Source organism: Paenibacillus sp. UNC217MF (assembly GCF_000686865.1).
Classification (GTDB): Bacteria; Bacillota; Bacilli; order Paenibacillales; family Paenibacillaceae; genus Paenibacillus_B; species Paenibacillus_B suaedae.
On record NZ_JMLT01000003.1, the window covers coordinates 483,817 to 499,355 of the forward strand.

At 49.3% G+C, this 15,539-nt stretch carries 15 protein-coding genes and 1 other annotated feature; of the genes, 1 reads left to right on the plus strand and 14 read right to left on the minus strand.

Going from position 1 to position 15,539, the window contains the following annotated elements; all coding sequences use genetic code 11:
• Window positions 1-846 carry a late competence protein ComER gene (gene comER, locus BP95_RS0102345; protein ID WP_021256846.1) on the plus strand — a complete coding sequence of 282 codons (846 nt, stop codon included), beginning with the start codon at window positions 1-3 and terminating at the stop codon, window positions 844-846.
• Here comER and leuS read toward each other — a convergent pair.
• The 14 genes from leuS to spoVAE form a co-directional block, all read right to left on the minus strand.
• Window positions 827-3,277 (minus strand): leucine--tRNA ligase, encoded by a 2,451-nt coding sequence (gene leuS, locus BP95_RS0102350; protein ID WP_021256847.1) that lies wholly within the window; start codon window positions 3,275-3,277, stop codon window positions 827-829. The genes comER and leuS overlap by 20 nt on opposite strands.
• 104 nt (window positions 3,278-3,381) lie before the next feature.
• Window positions 3,382-3,611, minus strand: a binding site (T-box leader).
• A 218-nt stretch (window positions 3,612-3,829) separates the two neighbouring features.
• Complete coding sequence (locus BP95_RS0102355) at window positions 3,830-4,591, minus strand: class I SAM-dependent DNA methyltransferase (protein ID WP_021256848.1); 762 nt, start codon at window positions 4,589-4,591, stop codon at window positions 3,830-3,832.
• A gap of 70 nt (window positions 4,592-4,661) precedes the next feature.
• Window positions 4,662-5,645 carry a CvfB family protein gene (locus tag BP95_RS0102360; protein ID WP_021256849.1) on the minus strand — a complete coding sequence of 328 codons (984 nt, stop codon included), beginning with the start codon at window positions 5,643-5,645 and terminating at the stop codon, window positions 4,662-4,664.
• On the minus strand, window positions 5,642-5,989 hold the full coding sequence (rsfS, locus tag BP95_RS0102365) for a ribosome silencing factor (protein WP_021256850.1): 348 nt from the start codon (window positions 5,987-5,989) through the stop codon (window positions 5,642-5,644). Before rsfS ends, BP95_RS0102360 begins: the two co-directional genes overlap by 4 nt.
• Window positions 5,990-6,052: 63 nt before the next feature.
• Window positions 6,053-6,646 (minus strand): bis(5'-nucleosyl)-tetraphosphatase (symmetrical) YqeK, encoded by a 594-nt coding sequence (gene yqeK, locus BP95_RS0102370; RefSeq protein ID WP_028531306.1) that lies wholly within the window; start codon window positions 6,644-6,646, stop codon window positions 6,053-6,055.
• Window positions 6,618-7,226, minus strand: coding sequence for a nicotinate-nucleotide adenylyltransferase (nadD, locus tag BP95_RS0102375; RefSeq protein ID WP_021256852.1), 609 nt, complete (start codon window positions 7,224-7,226; stop codon window positions 6,618-6,620). Before nadD ends, yqeK begins: the two co-directional genes overlap by 29 nt.
• A 21-nt stretch (window positions 7,227-7,247) precedes the next feature.
• On the minus strand, window positions 7,248-7,538 hold the full coding sequence (gene yhbY / locus BP95_RS0102380) for a ribosome assembly RNA-binding protein YhbY (protein ID WP_021256853.1): 291 nt from the start codon (window positions 7,536-7,538) through the stop codon (window positions 7,248-7,250).
• 119 nt (window positions 7,539-7,657) lie between these two features.
• Window positions 7,658-8,548, minus strand: a complete 891-nt coding sequence (aroE, locus tag BP95_RS0102385) for a shikimate dehydrogenase (RefSeq protein ID WP_028531307.1) — start codon at window positions 8,546-8,548, stop codon at window positions 7,658-7,660.
• 46 nt (window positions 8,549-8,594) lie between these two features.
• Window positions 8,595-9,698: a ribosome biogenesis GTPase YqeH gene (gene yqeH / locus BP95_RS0102390; RefSeq protein ID WP_090511614.1), complete on the minus strand. Its 1,104-nt coding sequence runs from the start codon at window positions 9,696-9,698 to the stop codon at window positions 8,595-8,597.
• 11 nt (window positions 9,699-9,709) lie between these two features.
• Window positions 9,710-10,234, minus strand: coding sequence for a YqeG family HAD IIIA-type phosphatase (locus BP95_RS0102395; RefSeq protein WP_028531308.1), 525 nt, complete (start codon window positions 10,232-10,234; stop codon window positions 9,710-9,712).
• A 176-nt stretch (window positions 10,235-10,410) separates the two neighbouring features.
• Window positions 10,411-12,678 (minus strand): transglutaminase TgpA family protein, encoded by a 2,268-nt coding sequence (locus tag BP95_RS0102400; protein ID WP_028531309.1) that lies wholly within the window; start codon window positions 12,676-12,678, stop codon window positions 10,411-10,413.
• Window positions 12,675-13,949 (minus strand): DUF58 domain-containing protein, encoded by a 1,275-nt coding sequence (locus BP95_RS0102405; protein ID WP_028531310.1) that lies wholly within the window; start codon window positions 13,947-13,949, stop codon window positions 12,675-12,677. Before BP95_RS0102405 ends, BP95_RS0102400 begins: the two co-directional genes overlap by 4 nt.
• Window positions 13,950-13,952: 3 nt before the next feature.
• Window positions 13,953-14,909 (minus strand): AAA family ATPase, encoded by a 957-nt coding sequence (locus BP95_RS0102410; protein WP_028531311.1) that lies wholly within the window; start codon window positions 14,907-14,909, stop codon window positions 13,953-13,955.
• A gap of 275 nt (window positions 14,910-15,184) precedes the next feature.
• Window positions 15,185-15,535: a stage V sporulation protein AE gene (gene spoVAE, locus BP95_RS0102415; RefSeq protein ID WP_021256860.1), complete on the minus strand. Its 351-nt coding sequence runs from the start codon at window positions 15,533-15,535 to the stop codon at window positions 15,185-15,187.
• Between the last annotated feature and the right edge of the window lie 4 nt (window positions 15,536-15,539).

Consider the following 15,539-nt stretch of genomic DNA (forward strand, 5'->3'; position numbering starts at 1 on the left):
TTGAAAGTCGGGTTTATAGGTACGGGAAGCATGGGGTCTACAATCATTGAAGCACTTATTCAATCAGGTGCATTGGAACCATCTCAGCTTATCGCGAGCAATCGCACGAGGAATAAGGTTCAACAGCTGGCTGCGCAATATCCTGGGCTGCAATTGGCCAGCAGCAATGTAGAAACTGTACAAGAAAGCGATATCGTCTTTTTATGTGTGAAGCCTTCAGAATTCAAAGCCGTTCTGAACGAAATCGCACAATATGTAAAGCCTTCTCTCATCGTTGTATCGATAACGAGTCCAGTGCTCATTAGCCATTTGGAGCGGCAGCTGTCCTGCAAGATAGCAAAAATTATACCAAGTGTTACGAATTATGTATGGAGTGGAGCATCCTTATGTATGTATGGAAGCAGAATTCAAACAGAAGACAGGCTACTATTGGAACAGTTGATGATGTCCATAAGTCGTCCAGTTCAGGTATCCGAGCAGTATACGCGCATCACTTCGGATATCTCAAGCTGTGGGCCGGCATTTATCGCCTTTTTCGTGCAGAAATGGATAGAGGCTGCAGTTGAAGTTACAGGAATCGAAAGGAATGAGGCAGAGCGCCTGGCCAGTGAGATGCTGCTTGGTACTGGCAAGCTGCTAACGGAGGGAGGATTCAGCCTGGAGCACTTGAGACAGCGGGTAGCAGTCCCCGGCGGCATTACCGCCGAGGCGCTCCGTCTGTTGGATGGTGAGCTGGATGGGGTATTCCAGCAGCTCATTCAAGTCACCCATGCCAAATATGAGGAGGATCTACACAAGGTCGAATCCCAACTATTTGGCGAAGAACTTAACCGACCACAATGTTAACAAGTCTGCCTTTTACTGCGATGACTTTGCGAACCGTCTTGCCAGCGATGGCATCCTGAACGTTCGCGAGGGACATCGCTTTTTGCTGCATTGCTTCTTCGTCAGCATCTGCTGCTACATTTGCACGGCATACAATCTTGCCATTCACTTGAATAACAATTTCTGCTTCCGCATCAACTGTAAGCGACTCATCATAAGTCGGCCACGCAGCGTACGTAATCGACTCTTGGTAGCCAAGACGCTGCCACAATTCTTCCGCGATATGTGGCGCGAGCGGTGCCAGCAATTGAACGAAGTTCTCCATTGCTTGGCGTGGAAGAACCTCTGTCTTATACGCCTCATTGATGAAGATCATCAATTGACTGATTGCTGTATTGAAGCGGAATCCTTCTATGTCTTCCGTCACCTTCTTGATGGTCTTGTGCCATGTACGAACGAAGGCCGGATCTGCTCCATCCGTTCCGTCAGCAATCTTGCTGTTCAGGGCTCCTGTCTCCTCGTTAATGAACAAGCGCCAGATGCGGCTCAAGAATCGGTAGCTTCCTTCTACACCATTCGTGTTCCATGGCTTCGTCGCTTCCAGTGGACCCATGAACATTTCATAGATGCGCAGCGTATCTCCGCCGAACTCGTTCACAATATCATCTGGATTGATGACATTGCCGCGGGACTTAGACATTTTCTCGCCATTTGTACCAAGGATCATCCCTTGGTTAACAAGCTTCTGGAATGGCTCCTTCGTATCTACGACACCAAGGTCGAACAATACCTTGTGCCAGAAGCGCGCATACAGCAAGTGAAGAACCGCATGCTCAACGCCGCCAATGTACAAATCAACTGGAAGCCATTTCTTTTGCTTCTCTTTGGAGCAGATTTCATCGTTATTGTGCGGATCGATGTAGCGCAGGTAGTACCAGCTGCTTCCCGCCCATTGCGGCATTGTATTCGTTTCACGGCGAGCTTTCATGCCCGTCTCTGGATCAACTGTGTTCACCCATTCGTCTACATTCGCAAGCGGAGATTCTCCAGTTCCTGATGGACGAATCTGATCGACATCCGGCAGTGTAAGCGGAAGTTCGGATTCCGGTACAGGCTTCATTGTTCCGTCTTCCAGATGAAGAATTGGAATCGGCTCTCCCCAGTAGCGTTGACGGCTGAACAACCAGTCGCGCAGGCGATACGTTACCTTGCCTTCGCCCTTGCCTTCAGCTTCAAGCCATTCAATCATGCGCGCCATTGCAGCCGCATTGTCCATTCCGTTCAGGAATTCTGAATTCACATGAGCTCCATCGCCGGAATATACTTCTTCCTGTACATTGCCGCCTTCAATCACTTCGATGATCGGCAGGTCAAATTGCTTCGCGAATTCCCAGTCGCGCTGATCATGTCCAGGAACAGCCATAATTGCACCTGTACCGTATCCAGCAAGCACATAATCCGCAATCCAGATTGGAAGCTTCGCTCCATTCGCCGGGTTCACCGCATAGCTGCCTGTGAATACACCCGTCTTATCCTTCGCCAAATCCGTACGCTCCAGATCGCTCTTGCGTGCCGCCTGCTCTTGATATGCCTTCACAGCAGCTTGCTGTTCAGCCGTCGTGATGCGTTCGACAAGCTCATGCTCAGGAGCCATGACACAGTAAGTTGCACCGAACAGCGTATCTGGACGAGTTGTAAAAACAACCAGTTCCTCTTCGTGACCGTCGATTACAAAGCGAACTTCAGCTCCCTTGGACTTCCCAATCCAATTGCGCTGCATGTCTTTCAAGCTCTCCGGCCAGTCAAGCTCATCCAGATCTTGCAACAAACGCTCTGCATACTCCGTAATCTTCAATACCCACTGACGCATTGGCTTACGAATAACTGGGTGGTTACCACGCTCCGAACGGCCATCGATGACTTCCTCATTCGCAAGTACTGTACCGAGGGCTGGACACCAGTTAACAGGAACTTCTGCAACGTAAGCGAGTCCTCTCTTGTACAACTGAATAAAGATCCACTGCGTCCACTTGTAATATTCCGGATCAGTTGTGCTGAACTCACGATCCCAATCATAAGAGAAGCCCAAGGACTTGATCTGACGACGGAAGTTGTCGATATTCTTCACCGTGAATTCACGCGGATGCTGTCCCGTATCGATCGCATATTGCTCAGCTGGAAGGCCGAATGCGTCCCATGCCATCGGATGAAGGACATTGTATCCTTGCATGCGCTTGTAACGAGACATGATATCTGTAGCCGTATATCCTTCCGGGTGTCCTACATGAAGTCCGGCGCCAGATGGATATGGGAACATATCCAGTGCATAGAAATTTGGCTTGTTCTCATCTTCTGTCGTTGCAAATGTCTTATGTTCATCCCAATAGGATTGCCATTTCGGCTCGATCTGCTGCGGCACGTAACCGTGCGGCTGCTTCGCTTCTTGACTCATGCTTACTCCTCCTACGATGCCCAGACGGCTGCTCGCGCATGTCCGTCATACTTGTGGCAATGAATAAATGTGATTAAAAAAGCCTCCCATCCTTAGCGATAATCGCTAGGGACGAGAGGCATTATTCCCGTGGTACCACCCTAGTTAGCGGACAGCATGCTTTGCTATCCACTCCCTTTACACCATTAACGCTGGCAATACGTCGCAGCTTACCGCTCCTGATTCTGCTGCGCGACTCTGAGGTGAGTTCGCTTCTGCACCATCACCGGCTTGCACCAACCGCCGGCTCTCTGAAGATGGGACCTGAGGTACTATTCCTCTTCGAAGTCTTTCCATTCTACCTATTCAGCTTGAATATGATTATGATGCATCCAAATAGATGCAAGTAGCTATATCATAATGAAAAATTTTCTTATTGTCAATGATCGCCATGCAACTCCAAATCTTTCTTGTTCATTCGCCTTGAATTGAGAAAGTAACACCGAATTCTACATCTCACGACGGATCAATGTGCATATCACATGCATCTTCAGAAACTATGCACATCTATCTTTATGGCTTCACTGCAACAAAAAAGATTCGGCGCGACTCTTCGTCCGGCGACTGCCATTCAAAGTCCGCAAATTGCTCGACATGATCGAAACCAGCTTCTTTCAGCATACGTTCTAACCAGTCTGGATCATAGGCGCGTTCAACATGCTCCTCGTCAATACGCTCGTACAAGCCTCCAGACTGCTGACGAACGAACAAGGTCAGCTGGTGCTCAATCTCCTGGCGTTCTTCATCATAATCCGAAAACCAAATGTAAGAGATATCTTCATCATCATAGGCAAAAGGCTGGGTCTCCGCATAATGTTCGAATTGACGGACATGAAGCACATCGAACAAGAAAACGCCGCCAGATCTCAAGTTGTTATAGGTAGCTTGAAAAGCACGCTTCACGTCGCCCTCTTCTGTCACATAGTTCAAGCTGTCACAGAACGAAACGACGGCATCCGCTTCTCCAGGCATGGCCCAATCGCACATATCTTGATTCACCCAACGCACGTCGCCCTTCAGCGGTCCAGCCTCTATTCCCTTGCTGCTCGCAATTGACAGCATCGATTCTGAAATATCGATGCCGATTACATCATAACCGAGCTTCGCCAGTGGCAATGCCGTACTCCCGGTTCCACAGCCAAGGTCAACGATGGAACGAACCTGGCCGCTTCCAAATCGTTCCCAAGCCTGCCGAGCAAATGACACCCACTGGTCGTATGGCATGTCCTCCATTAAGCGGTCATAAACCTCCGCTACACGCCCATATGAAATCATCTATCTTCACTTCCCCTGCCGGAGGTTGTTCCCTCATTCCATCATTCGTAATGCATGTTGAACGAACGACTTAGCGTGCATTGTCGTTGCCGTACGAGCGAGCCTTATGTGCTTCACGCGCTTCGGCTTGTGCCGCCGACAGTGCCTTGTGAAGCTGTGCCGTATCCATTGCAGCAGCCGTTTCCGTCAATTCGGTCCAATTTCCATTTTGACGAATGAGACCTGCCTTCATCAAGCGGCCGATAGCACGCTTGAATGCTGACTTGCTAATGCCGAAGCGCTGCTTCACAATATCGGCAGGCGTCTCATCGGAATATGGCATTGTGCCGTTTGGGCGCTCCTTCAAGAAGGTGAACAAGCGTTCAGCATCTTGATCCATGCCGACTTCTTTGCGCTCTGCCATCGTTACATTCACGCGCCCATCCTCACGGACATGCGTAATGCGAACACGGACAGACTCACCAAGACGAAGCAGGCGCGGACGGAGTGATTCATGAATGAATCCAATAACACCTTCTCCAACAGGCGCGCCATCTACGACAACGAACGTTCCCATCTTGAGAGCACGGTACACGACCGCATCGCGCCATGTGTTGTTCCAAGACTCAGGAGCTGCGAACATATAAGGTACCAAATCATCTTCACGAGCTGGCAGTGCAATAAGTCGTCCGTAGCGATCCTGTTCCATCCGGACGTATACCTCATCGCCAACCTTCGGGTGAAGCGGTTCGAACTCGGGAAGCTCTCCCTTCGGAAGCAGCAGTTGACGCCCAATCCCCATCTCCAGGAAGCAGCCGTACTTCGGATGAATATCCGCTACCGTAAGCTTAGCAATCTCTCCGAGTGTCAACAAAGGACGCTTCATTGTCGCAGCAATGCGATCTTCCGTGTCATAGTATAAAAACACTTCCACGTAATCGCCAGGCTCTACTTTGCCCGTAAGCTCTGTATAATGCAGCAACACGTCCTGCTCTCCGTTCGTCAAGAAATATCCGTACGGAGATACTTCACGGTCGATTATTAATCGTTGAATCGTTCCTGCTTCCCAAATCATGCAAACTCCACAACTTTCGCATCGGACCACAGCTTCTCAATGTTGTAGTACTCGCGTTCTTCGCGGTGGAACACGTGCACGATTACGTCGCCCAAATCAATGAGAACCCAGCGTGCGGAGTCAAATCCTTCTGTACCGCGCACGTGTCCGCCTACTTCATGCACACGCTTGCGAATTTCATTCGTAATCGCTTGAACTTGTGTATCCGAGTTCCCGTGGCAGATTACGAAATAATCTGCAATGAGGGAAATGCCTTGCAGGTCAAGCGCAATAAGATCCATCGCTTTCTTATCTTCAGCCGCACTTACGGCGATTTCGAGCAATTGTTTAATGTTGTCTGCCATTCAATTACCTCCACATTGTGTTTGAGCCATTCTTATTTTTGTATTTCTAAGCCCATTTCGTGATTAAGTTGCTGACTGTTCAAGTTCTGCCTCCAGTTCGAGGATCAGCCCATTGCGAGCATGGATCGTCAGCGGGAATACCCGGCGGCGGCGCTCAATCAAGAATCGAATGGTCGAGTCAAATCCGGCAATTAACGCCGCATTTAGATTCTGCTCCGCCAGTTCACGTATATGATTAACTCCAGGGAAATCCCGCCCTGGCTCGATGTAATCTGCCAGACACACGACCTTATCCAGCAGGGTCATCTTCTCTCTGCCGGAAGTATGGTACTTGATTGCATCCAGTATTTCTACATCTTCAATTCCATATTCATGCTGCGCCACATGTGCGCCCACAGGCGCATGCCATAATTGCTTGTCATACTCCAGCAATTCGGATGGCATGTTATGTTCCCGAATCATCTGTTCCATTCGATCTGTCTGCCAGTACTTTGCTACATCGTGCAGTATGGCGGCGATATCCGCCTTATTCGGGTCTGCTCCATACTTCTTGGCCAATTGAACGGCTGTTGTCATAACCCCTTGCGTATGCTGCCATCTTACAGCTGGCATCTGGGATTGTACAGCCTCAATCAGTTGTTCGCGCGTCCGATTCATATAGACCCCACCTTGCTATATACTGTTGAACCTCGTCCGGCACAATATACTTGATCGATCGCCCTTCGGCCAATCGCTGCCGAATATCGGTCGATGAGATATCCATCTGCGGCATCTCGCTCTCGATGAGCCGAGAAGACCACGCAGCAGGCAGCTTGGCAGCATCCCAGCTTGATCCAGGACGATGCAATCCAACAAATTGAATCTGCTCCATCAGCTCATCGATGTGATGCCACTGGGGCAAGTAAGCGACCATATCGCCGCCGATAATCCACGCCCACTTGACGTCGGGATACTCCCGGCGCAGCCCATGGACAGTGTCTAGCGTGTAGGATACACCGCCATGCTTAATCTCCCAGTCGCACACTCGAAAATGCGGATTACTTTGCACCGCCAGCCTCGCCATTTCCAAGCGCTGCTCCGCAGAAGCAGCTGGTCGATGCGCTTTATGCGGCGGCACATGCGCTGGCATGAACCATACCTCATCTAAGGAAGCTGTCTCCCTAGCGCATTCCGCTGCCACTAGATGCCCGAGATGAATAGGGTCAAAAGTCCCGCCCATGATCCCTACGAACTTCATTCGGTAGCCCTCCAGTGATCGTTATGGCAGTTCAATCTGCTTGTTATCCGTCGATTCCTTGTACAGCACGATCGTTTTGCCAATGACTTGAACAAGTTCGGATCCGGAGCGTGAAGCAAGCTCCTCTGCGATTTCGCGCGGATCTTCCAAACAATTGTTCAATACCGATACTTTCATCAATTCGCGTTTCTCGATTGCATCCTCAACGTGACGTACGAGTTGATCATTCATACCGCCCTTGCCTACTTGGAAAATAGGCTGCAGATGATGTGCAAGAGAGCGAAGATAGCGTTTTTGTTTACCCGTTAGCATATAAGTTTAACCTGCCTTATCTATTCATGAGTGATAGTATTGAGCCTCTTTCCATGTCTGGAACGTGCGACTCCTTCGTGCCTAAATGTCTTCTGTATTAGAGTATCCACATCTTGAAATTAGGATTGCAGCGTCTCAAGTACGCGCTGCCGCATAAGCGCTGTCGGCGCCTTCAAGCTTGTCCACAATTCAAATGCGATTGCCCCTTGATGAACGAACATGCCGAGCCCATTATGAATCCGGCACCCCTTCGCCTTTGCTGCCTGCAGCAGGGCTGTCTCTAGTGGATTATAGATGATGTCACTTACAAGCATATGGGCTTGCAGCCATTCCGCGGACACGGGTGACGCCTCTATATGGGGATGCATACCGACGGAAGTCGTCTGAATGACGATATCAACATCGTTCGGCGCAATTGCAGGCGCATCGCCCAACATAACTGCTCTTACGTTGCCGAATCCCGACAAATCGTCTGCAAGTGACTGCGCTCGCTCCACCGTACGATTTGCAATGACGAGCTCCTTGCAGCCCTCTGTAAGAAGAGCGTGCGCAATCCCCCGAGCCGCACCGCCAGCCCCTATAATTACAATGCGGGAGGATGGGATATCTGCTTGCATCTCTTCCTTCAAAGAACGAACATATCCAAGACCATCCGTGTTGTAACCATGCAGCTTGCCGTCACGTTGGACAATCGTATTGACCGCACCAATCACCTGAGCGCTGCCATCAATCTCGTCCAAATAAGCCATCACCCGCTCCTTATGCGGAATGGTGACGTTCACCCCTCCGAGACCAAGTGCGCGAATGCCTGCTACGGCATATTCAAGCTGTTCTGGCCTTACATGAAATGCAGTATATATCCCGTTCACTTCCATCGCCTGCAAGGCTGCATTGTGCATGAGCGGCGACTTGGAATGTGCAATCGGATCCCCGATTACCGCATACACCTTGGAACTGCTATTCATGTTCTTTACAAGATTGTTCGAATATGATGCATCCTTATCCGGCATGAACCCCATCCCCCTGCTTATTGACTGTCTCTTCTCTTTCGAAAACTTAAATTAAGGAGTGGCGTGCCAGCACCTTAACTCCCTTAGGCGCATGGATCTCAACCAGCGCGCCAGTTGTACCGTTGCACTTGATCCAGCCCAAGCCGGAAATGAACACGTCTGTCTCTCCTCCACGCCCAATGCGAAGCTGGTGCTTCGTCCATGCTGGAAGCTCGTCAATTCGTTCCCGAGTCGGTGGAGCAAGCAGTTCGCCGCGGTGATCACGATAGAGCTCGTCCGCACGTTCCAGCTTCGTCCGATGGATCGGAAGATCGTTCGACAAGTAGCAAGTGAAGGATTGACGCTCGCCTTCCACGAAATCAAATCGAGCGAACGCGCCAAAGAACAACGTTTGCCCTTCATTTAATTGGTATACCAGTGGCTTCAATGATTTGTCCGGCAGCAGGGAAGATAAGTCCTCCCGGCTCGCAAGCTCAGTCAAGCGGCTCTTGTACACAATCCCCGGTGTATCAATGATATGCTTCCCGTCGTCAAGCGGGATATGGATCATATCAAGCGTCGTTCCCGGGTAGCGAGAAGTGGTAAGCTCGCCATCCAAATCGCTATAGTCCCGAATCAAGCGATTAATCAATGTTGACTTGCCTACATTCGTTGCACCAACGACATAGACATCGCGATTGCCGCGCCACTCGGAAACCTGATCGATCAACCGATCGAAGCCAAGATTGCGCTTCGCGCTCACGAGCGCAATGTCTACAATCCGAATGCCGTGTTCCTTCGCTTGGCGCTGTACCCAATTGATGATGCGGTTCCAATTCGTTACCTTCGGCAGCAAATCGATCTTGTTCACGACGAGCAGTACTGGATTACTCCCCACAAATCGCTGCAAGCCGGAAATAATACTGCCGTCAAAGTCGAATAGATCGACAATGTGTATGACGAGCGCGTCTTCCTCGCCGATACGTCCCAATAGGCGAAGAAACTCGTCCTGATCGAATGCGACGGATATTGCTTCATTATAATTTTTTATCCGAAAGCAGCGCTGGCAAATTACTGGCGTCCGTTCCAACGCTTTTGCCGGCACGTACCCGGATGCTTCCGTACTCTCCGTTTGCAGAGCTGTACCGCACCCGCTGCATTTCCGTGCCATTTGTTCTTCTGTCAATGTCGTTCCTCCTCGTGCCACATTCCTTTTTTACGAAAACGTTTCGTTACGATGCGTTCGACTCGCCGATTAATGCGTGTCATCCAACCCTCATCTTGGATTGCGATTGGATCAACTAATATCGTATACATCCCGATGCGGTTGCCTCCGAGCACATCGGTCAACATTTGATCTCCAACTACCACCGCTTGCTCAGGTGTCAGCCCCATCAGCTTCAATGCTTGATGAAAGGCCCGTTGCGAAGGCTTCCGTGCTGAATTCACAAACGGAATATTAAGCGGCGTCGCAAACCGGGATACTCGCGGATGATCGTTATTCGACACAATCACCACTTGAAACCCCATTTGCTGAGCTTGTTCAAGCCAAGCCGTTAATTCGGGCGTTGCCAAAGGTTCCTTCGCGCCTACAAGCGTATTATCCAAATCCGTAATAATTCCCTTGTATCCTTTGTCCATCAGCTCCGCAAGGTTAATATCGTACACCGTACGAACCCGAAGACGGGGAATAAGCCTTTCCAACAAAGCGGTCACCTCGTTTTCATACGAAAAACTATACCATATTCTTTGTTTTTCGTGCAAAAAAAAGCCGTTCCTATGCGGAACGACTTTCATTTGCCACATTTACGGATACATCTTCCTCGCATTGGATTCACAAAAACAACTACTTATTGGAAAATGGTCACATGCTATATAACCTGTTATCCGATGTGTTTGTACGCCCGAATTGCTTCTTTCAGTTGCTTCACATCTGATTCCATTATAGGATGCCCGCCATACTTCGCCTGCTCGAACTTATTGACGATCACTGCCGCTGGATCGCTTCTGCCCTCTCGCTGATCCGACCATCTCTTGGCAGCTTCACGCACAGTCTCATGCGCTCCCTTGCGCATGCCCTTCCATCTGCAATAGCTTAGCCACAAGTCTGTATGCAGAATGATCTGTTCCTTGTAGGTTAAATTACGCTTCAACAGCCAGAAGAACCGCAGGGAGAACCCGATCGTTCTCCATTTCCACAATAATAGAAGAAAACATACGGCAGCCATCACGATAACAATCCACTTCGCCCCCTGAACGAGCCAAGCTGGAAGTGATGCGTCTTGCCGCTCCTGCTTCGGTTCTGGCTTCTTCTCCTCTTGCTTCTCTTCCGGCTTCTGTTCTTCCTTCTTCTCTGGCTCCGGCTTCTTCTCTTCCTGTTGCAGACGCGGATAGGTGAAGCCAGGCGTCGGCTCAAATGCAACCCAGCCATAGTCACCCATGTATACTTCGACCCAGGAATGAGCCTCTGCATTCGTCACCTGATACGTGCCAGCTCCACTGTCCTGCGATTGCTCGGCCAGCTCATGAGTGGGAACGTCCCCGTTCTGACGCGTTCCTGGTGCGTATCCCTTCACCCAGCGTGTTGGGATGCCAGCAGAACGAAGAAGAATGGCCATCGATGTTGAGAAGTGATCGCAATACCCTTCCTTGATTTCGAACAAAAAGGCATCGACGAAATCCTCGCTCTTGCGCAAGGATAAATTCGGCGCATTTGTATATCGATACTGCGTACGCAAATAATTTTCTACCTTTTTTACCTTGTCGTAATAGTTAGTTTCGTCATGTGTTAATTCCTGCGCCAAATCCTTGACTCGCTGTGGAAGCGTGTTTGGGATCTGCAAATATCTCTGGAATCGATCCGCGTCTGTAGATATTGTTTGTGATGATTTGCGCAAATCTTCCTCGGTAAAAATCGGGACTCGCGAAGTTAGAGTGTAGCTAGTCGGATATTTATCTGTCTTCGGATCTTCATACCTGACTTCCCCTTCCTGCTCGTTCCAACGCAGAACCGCCTCAAGAGAATTACTAATTGACTCTACCGACTCGATCATTCCTAAACCGAATAACACGGGATACGAGTCTTTATTTTGCATCGTAATTGTTTGTTGAATCATTCTTGTAGGAATGTTTCGAGCAGGCTGATCCGCTGCTGTGAGCTGTTGTCGAAGACTAAAAATGGGATTGCGTCTTGGTGTTTTATCCCATCCCTGTCCAGTGTACCAGTCCTTTGATTCCCCTCTCCAGTAGCCGCGCATTTCCGTTGTTACGGACATAACAGGCATATAGTCCATGTTAAAGCCATTGCCCAGCTCTGCATCCGAATGGCTGTAACCGGATGTACTCGTACGAGATCCGCTCCCGCTACCCGTCACTTTCGATACGAGATCCGACATCGGGTTATTCCCATCGCCATAGCGATTGCTCCAAGCGGTATACGGGTCAGTCAAGATTGGCTTGACTTCTGGTACATTAACCCCTACAGAAATAATGAGAGAAATCACGAACACAGCGAGCAGCCCCATTTGCAGCGGGTAACGTACGGATCCGCGCCATATGTTCGGATAGTCCGTGTTCATTTGTTTATAGTGAATACAAATGAGCCAAATCAATGACGCGCCAACAATCCACGCCACCTGCATCCACAATATTTCGTCGGTAAATGAATCCAGTATGCCGAAGATCATAATTTGGACAAGCAGCCATAGGAGAACACGCGCCTTGCCTTGCACGAGCACTACAAGAGATTCGCAGCATAACCATAGTCCTAGCAGAAACCAGATGTAAGGGTGAAATTGAAGGAGCTTGTCCCACCGTTCACCACCATCTATCCATATATTAAATTGTACGAGATTCCGATATACGATATAGCATAAAGCTGGGAGGGCAATGATCAGTCTGCCTATGAATTGGCATGGGAAGAGCATAACTGCACCCCATAATCCAATCATGAACATGCGCGACATGGCTAGCGTCTCGTCGTACCAATACGGTTCCAGCATGACAAGCCATTGCCAGACCATCACAATCATACAGGTCCAGATCATCCTCTCTGTCCAATAGGAGGATAACCACACTTGTATTCGATCATCTGCAGCCTTCTGTACGGTTGAGGTACGTGAAGGAGCGGAGTACGGCTGTTCCGTCTTCATGCGGCCCCACCTCCTAGAAGCTTCGGCAGATCCTGTACTTGAGACAAGGAAATGTAGTGCAAGCGCTGAGAGGCCAGCAAGCGTACAAGAGATTGACTCCTCTCGTTATGCGGGGCTGACACCTCTTCCTTCACATGAATAAAGCTCCCGGAACACCCCAGCTTCGATAATGTCCGTGTGTAAATCAACACATCTGAAGAGGCATGTCCGCTAATGAACGCAAGTGAGGCTCCTTGAAGCATCGATGCATGCTCAGTAAGTGCTGCAAGCTGTTGTTCTTGCTCATCTGATGATTCCAGCTGCACAGTAGACATCCATTGTCGAAATACAGCAATATCTGGTTTGGCCTGATCAGCCGTCCACCAATTCAATCGCTCCCCGATAGTCGCCACATAGGTTGGGCGTTGACACTGAGCACCGTATTGTACAAGGGATGCCATCGTAGATACAGCAGCTTCAAATTTCTCATCCGCCACTGCTTTATTTCCCTCATAGGAAAGTGAACGGCAATCCAACACAACAATGATAGGCGATTGGGACTCTGGATCGAACTGTCTTGTCTTCAACATCCCCGTCTTTGCAGTTGCATTCCAGTGAATGCGAGATAATTTATCTCCGTACACATACTCACGCACACCGTTCTGTTGTGAAGATTCTCTGTGATGACGGACAGAAGATGCTGCATGTACACCGTGACCTACCTGTCGCTCCGCATGTGTCCACCTCGGAATAGGAATGACAGTTGGCATCACATAGAAGACGGATGGCGCATTAAAGCTTCCACTCTGCTCAAACAACCCGAACAGATCCTTGGAGCTGCATAACGCTGGAGCAAATTCATAATATCCTCTTGCCAAAGACGGAGTCCGGTAAGTGACTGCAGCCGAACGGCCAGCGCCTAAGGCAACTGCAGACTCCATCGTATTACAGCGGTTGCCGAAACGGCAGAGCTCATCACGGACAACGAGGTAAGGAATGGGCAGCCAACCTGGTACAGTGACTCGGATGTTAACGTATAATTGCGAATTGGCGGGAAAGAAGACCCCTGATCCGTCGCCAAGCATTCTTGTTCCCCGTACGTTGCGAATGCCGCCAATTAACACTACACCCCAATATACGAGCAGCACAGTCGCCATAGCTAGCAGCATGACTGACGTCTTGCCGCCTTGAAATAAGAAATAGAACAAACACGAGATATACATGCTGGCAACCGATATAATCGTTCGCTTGCGAGCCCCTTTGCGCTGCCACATACGTTGCGAATGACTCATATGCTACGTCCCCAATCGGATTGGTACACGAACACGTTCCGTAATATCGCTTACAATATGCTGGGCTGAAATGCCCTCCATTTTCGCCTCCATGCGCAGTACAATCCGGTGCGTCAATACAAAAGGAAGCAGTTCCTTCACATCATCAGGCGTAACGAAATTCCGCTCATGCATCCATGCTCTCGCCTTCGCAGCCTGCATCAATGCAACGGAAGCGCGCGGGCTCGCTCCGAGCAGGACATGTGCTTGTTCACGTGTAGCCCGTACGATCTCAATCATATAGGCCGCGACTGCATCATCCACATATACATTGCGAACTTCCTCCTGCATCAGCTTAATGGAGGCAATATCCGTCACGGTCTCTGCTCTCTCCGATGGCAGACCTTCCGCATGGCGAATCAGCATCGTACGCTCTGTCTGCTCATCCGGATACCCCAGCTTAAGCTTGAACATGAAACGATCCAGCTGTGCTTCCGGAAGTACATAAGTACCCTCGAATTCAATCGGATTTTGTGTAGCAAACATAACGAAAGGTGAAGGAAGAGAGAAATTCTCCCCATCTACCGTAATATGATGTTCCTCCATTGCTTCCAGCAATGCAGATTGTGTCTTTGTAGTAGCACGGTTAATTTCGTCTACCAGCAGGACATTCGCCATGATTGGGCCCGGACGATAGACAAATTGCTGATCCTTAGGATGGAATATGAATACACCTGTAATATCAGTTGGAAGCAAATCCGGGTTGCACTGCACTCGCCGAAATAAACCATTCATCGTACGAGCTAACGATTTGACGAGTTGCGTCTTGCCTGTCCCGGGAACATCTTCAATAAGAACGTGCCCTCCGGCCAGCATCGCTGTCAGCAGAAGTTCAATTTCTTGGGATTTACCTAAAATACATCGTTCCAATGTCGATTGCATCTTTCGCATTAGGGCATGCAATGATTGGTAGGATGACATGGCAACGACCTCCTATTGGGTTCATTCATTATTTTGTAGAAGAATTAGTAACTTTCCACGTGATAACGTTTTAAAAATACATGCATTTTTTCATTTTACACCATTCAAGGAATAACGTACATGTCCATTCATGGTGAATCTTGTCAAATATCTTCGTTTTATCGCTAAACAATGGATTGTGATCACCAACAAAAAAAGCTCTGACACCATCGAAATAGCGTCAGAACTTTACATGTATCCTTATTCGATTGACGAGATCTGAATAGAACTTCCACTCATCCCTTAGGCCGAATGACAAGAGCAGCTAAAAAAGAAAACACAATCGCAGCGGAAATGCCTGCACTTGTTGTCTTGAACATACCGCTGACAGGTGCTACCCACCCGGAAGCTTTAATCTCGGTCAAGGCTCCATGTACAAGAGAGTTGCCGAAGCTCGTAATCGGAACGGTTACCCCTGCTCCTGCAAATTTAATAAGCGGCTCATACCAGCCAAGTCCGTCGATAATCGCTCCTGCGACAACAAGGATCGTCATCGTGTGCGCCGGAGTCAGCTTGGCAACATCGAACATGAGCTGACCGATTACACAGATTAACCCGCCTATGACAAATGCCCATACATATATCATCCTG

Excerpts from the sequence above, each read along its gene's own strand:
- leuS (WP_021256847.1), bottom strand. The coding sequence starts at position 3,277 with ATGAGTCAAGAAGCGAAGCAGCCGCACGGTTACGTGCCGCAGCAGATC.
- rsfS (WP_021256850.1), bottom strand. The coding sequence starts at position 5,989 with ATGGCAGACAACATTAAACAATTGCTCGAAATCGCCGTAAGTGCGGCT.
- BP95_RS0102360 (WP_021256849.1), bottom strand. The coding sequence starts at position 5,645 with ATGATTTGGGAAGCAGGAACGATTCAACGATTAATAATCGACCGTGAA.
- aroE (WP_028531307.1), bottom strand. The coding sequence starts at position 8,548 with ATGCCGGATAAGGATGCATCATATTCGAACAATCTTGTAAAGAACATG.
- BP95_RS0102355 (WP_021256848.1), bottom strand. The coding sequence starts at position 4,591 with ATGATTTCATATGGGCGTGTAGCGGAGGTTTATGACCGCTTAATGGAG.
- yqeH (WP_090511614.1), bottom strand. The coding sequence starts at position 9,698 with ATGGCACGGAAATGCAGCGGGTGCGGTACAGCTCTGCAAACGGAGAGT.
- BP95_RS0102410 (WP_028531311.1), bottom strand. The coding sequence starts at position 14,909 with ATGTCATCCTACCAATCATTGCATGCCCTAATGCGAAAGATGCAATCG.
- spoVAE (WP_021256860.1), bottom strand. The coding sequence starts at position 15,535 with ATGATATATGTATGGGCATTTGTCATAGGCGGGTTAATCTGTGTAATC.
- yqeK (WP_028531306.1), bottom strand. The coding sequence starts at position 6,646 with ATGAATCGGACGCGCGAACAACTGATTGAGGCTGTACAATCCCAGATG.
- yhbY (WP_021256853.1), bottom strand. The coding sequence starts at position 7,538 with ATGCTAACGGGTAAACAAAAACGCTATCTTCGCTCTCTTGCACATCAT.
- nadD (WP_021256852.1), bottom strand. The coding sequence starts at position 7,226 with ATGAAGTTCGTAGGGATCATGGGCGGGACTTTTGACCCTATTCATCTC.
- BP95_RS0102405 (WP_028531310.1), bottom strand. The coding sequence starts at position 13,949 with ATGAGTCATTCGCAACGTATGTGGCAGCGCAAAGGGGCTCGCAAGCGA.
- BP95_RS0102400 (WP_028531309.1), bottom strand. The coding sequence starts at position 12,678 with ATGAAGACGGAACAGCCGTACTCCGCTCCTTCACGTACCTCAACCGTA.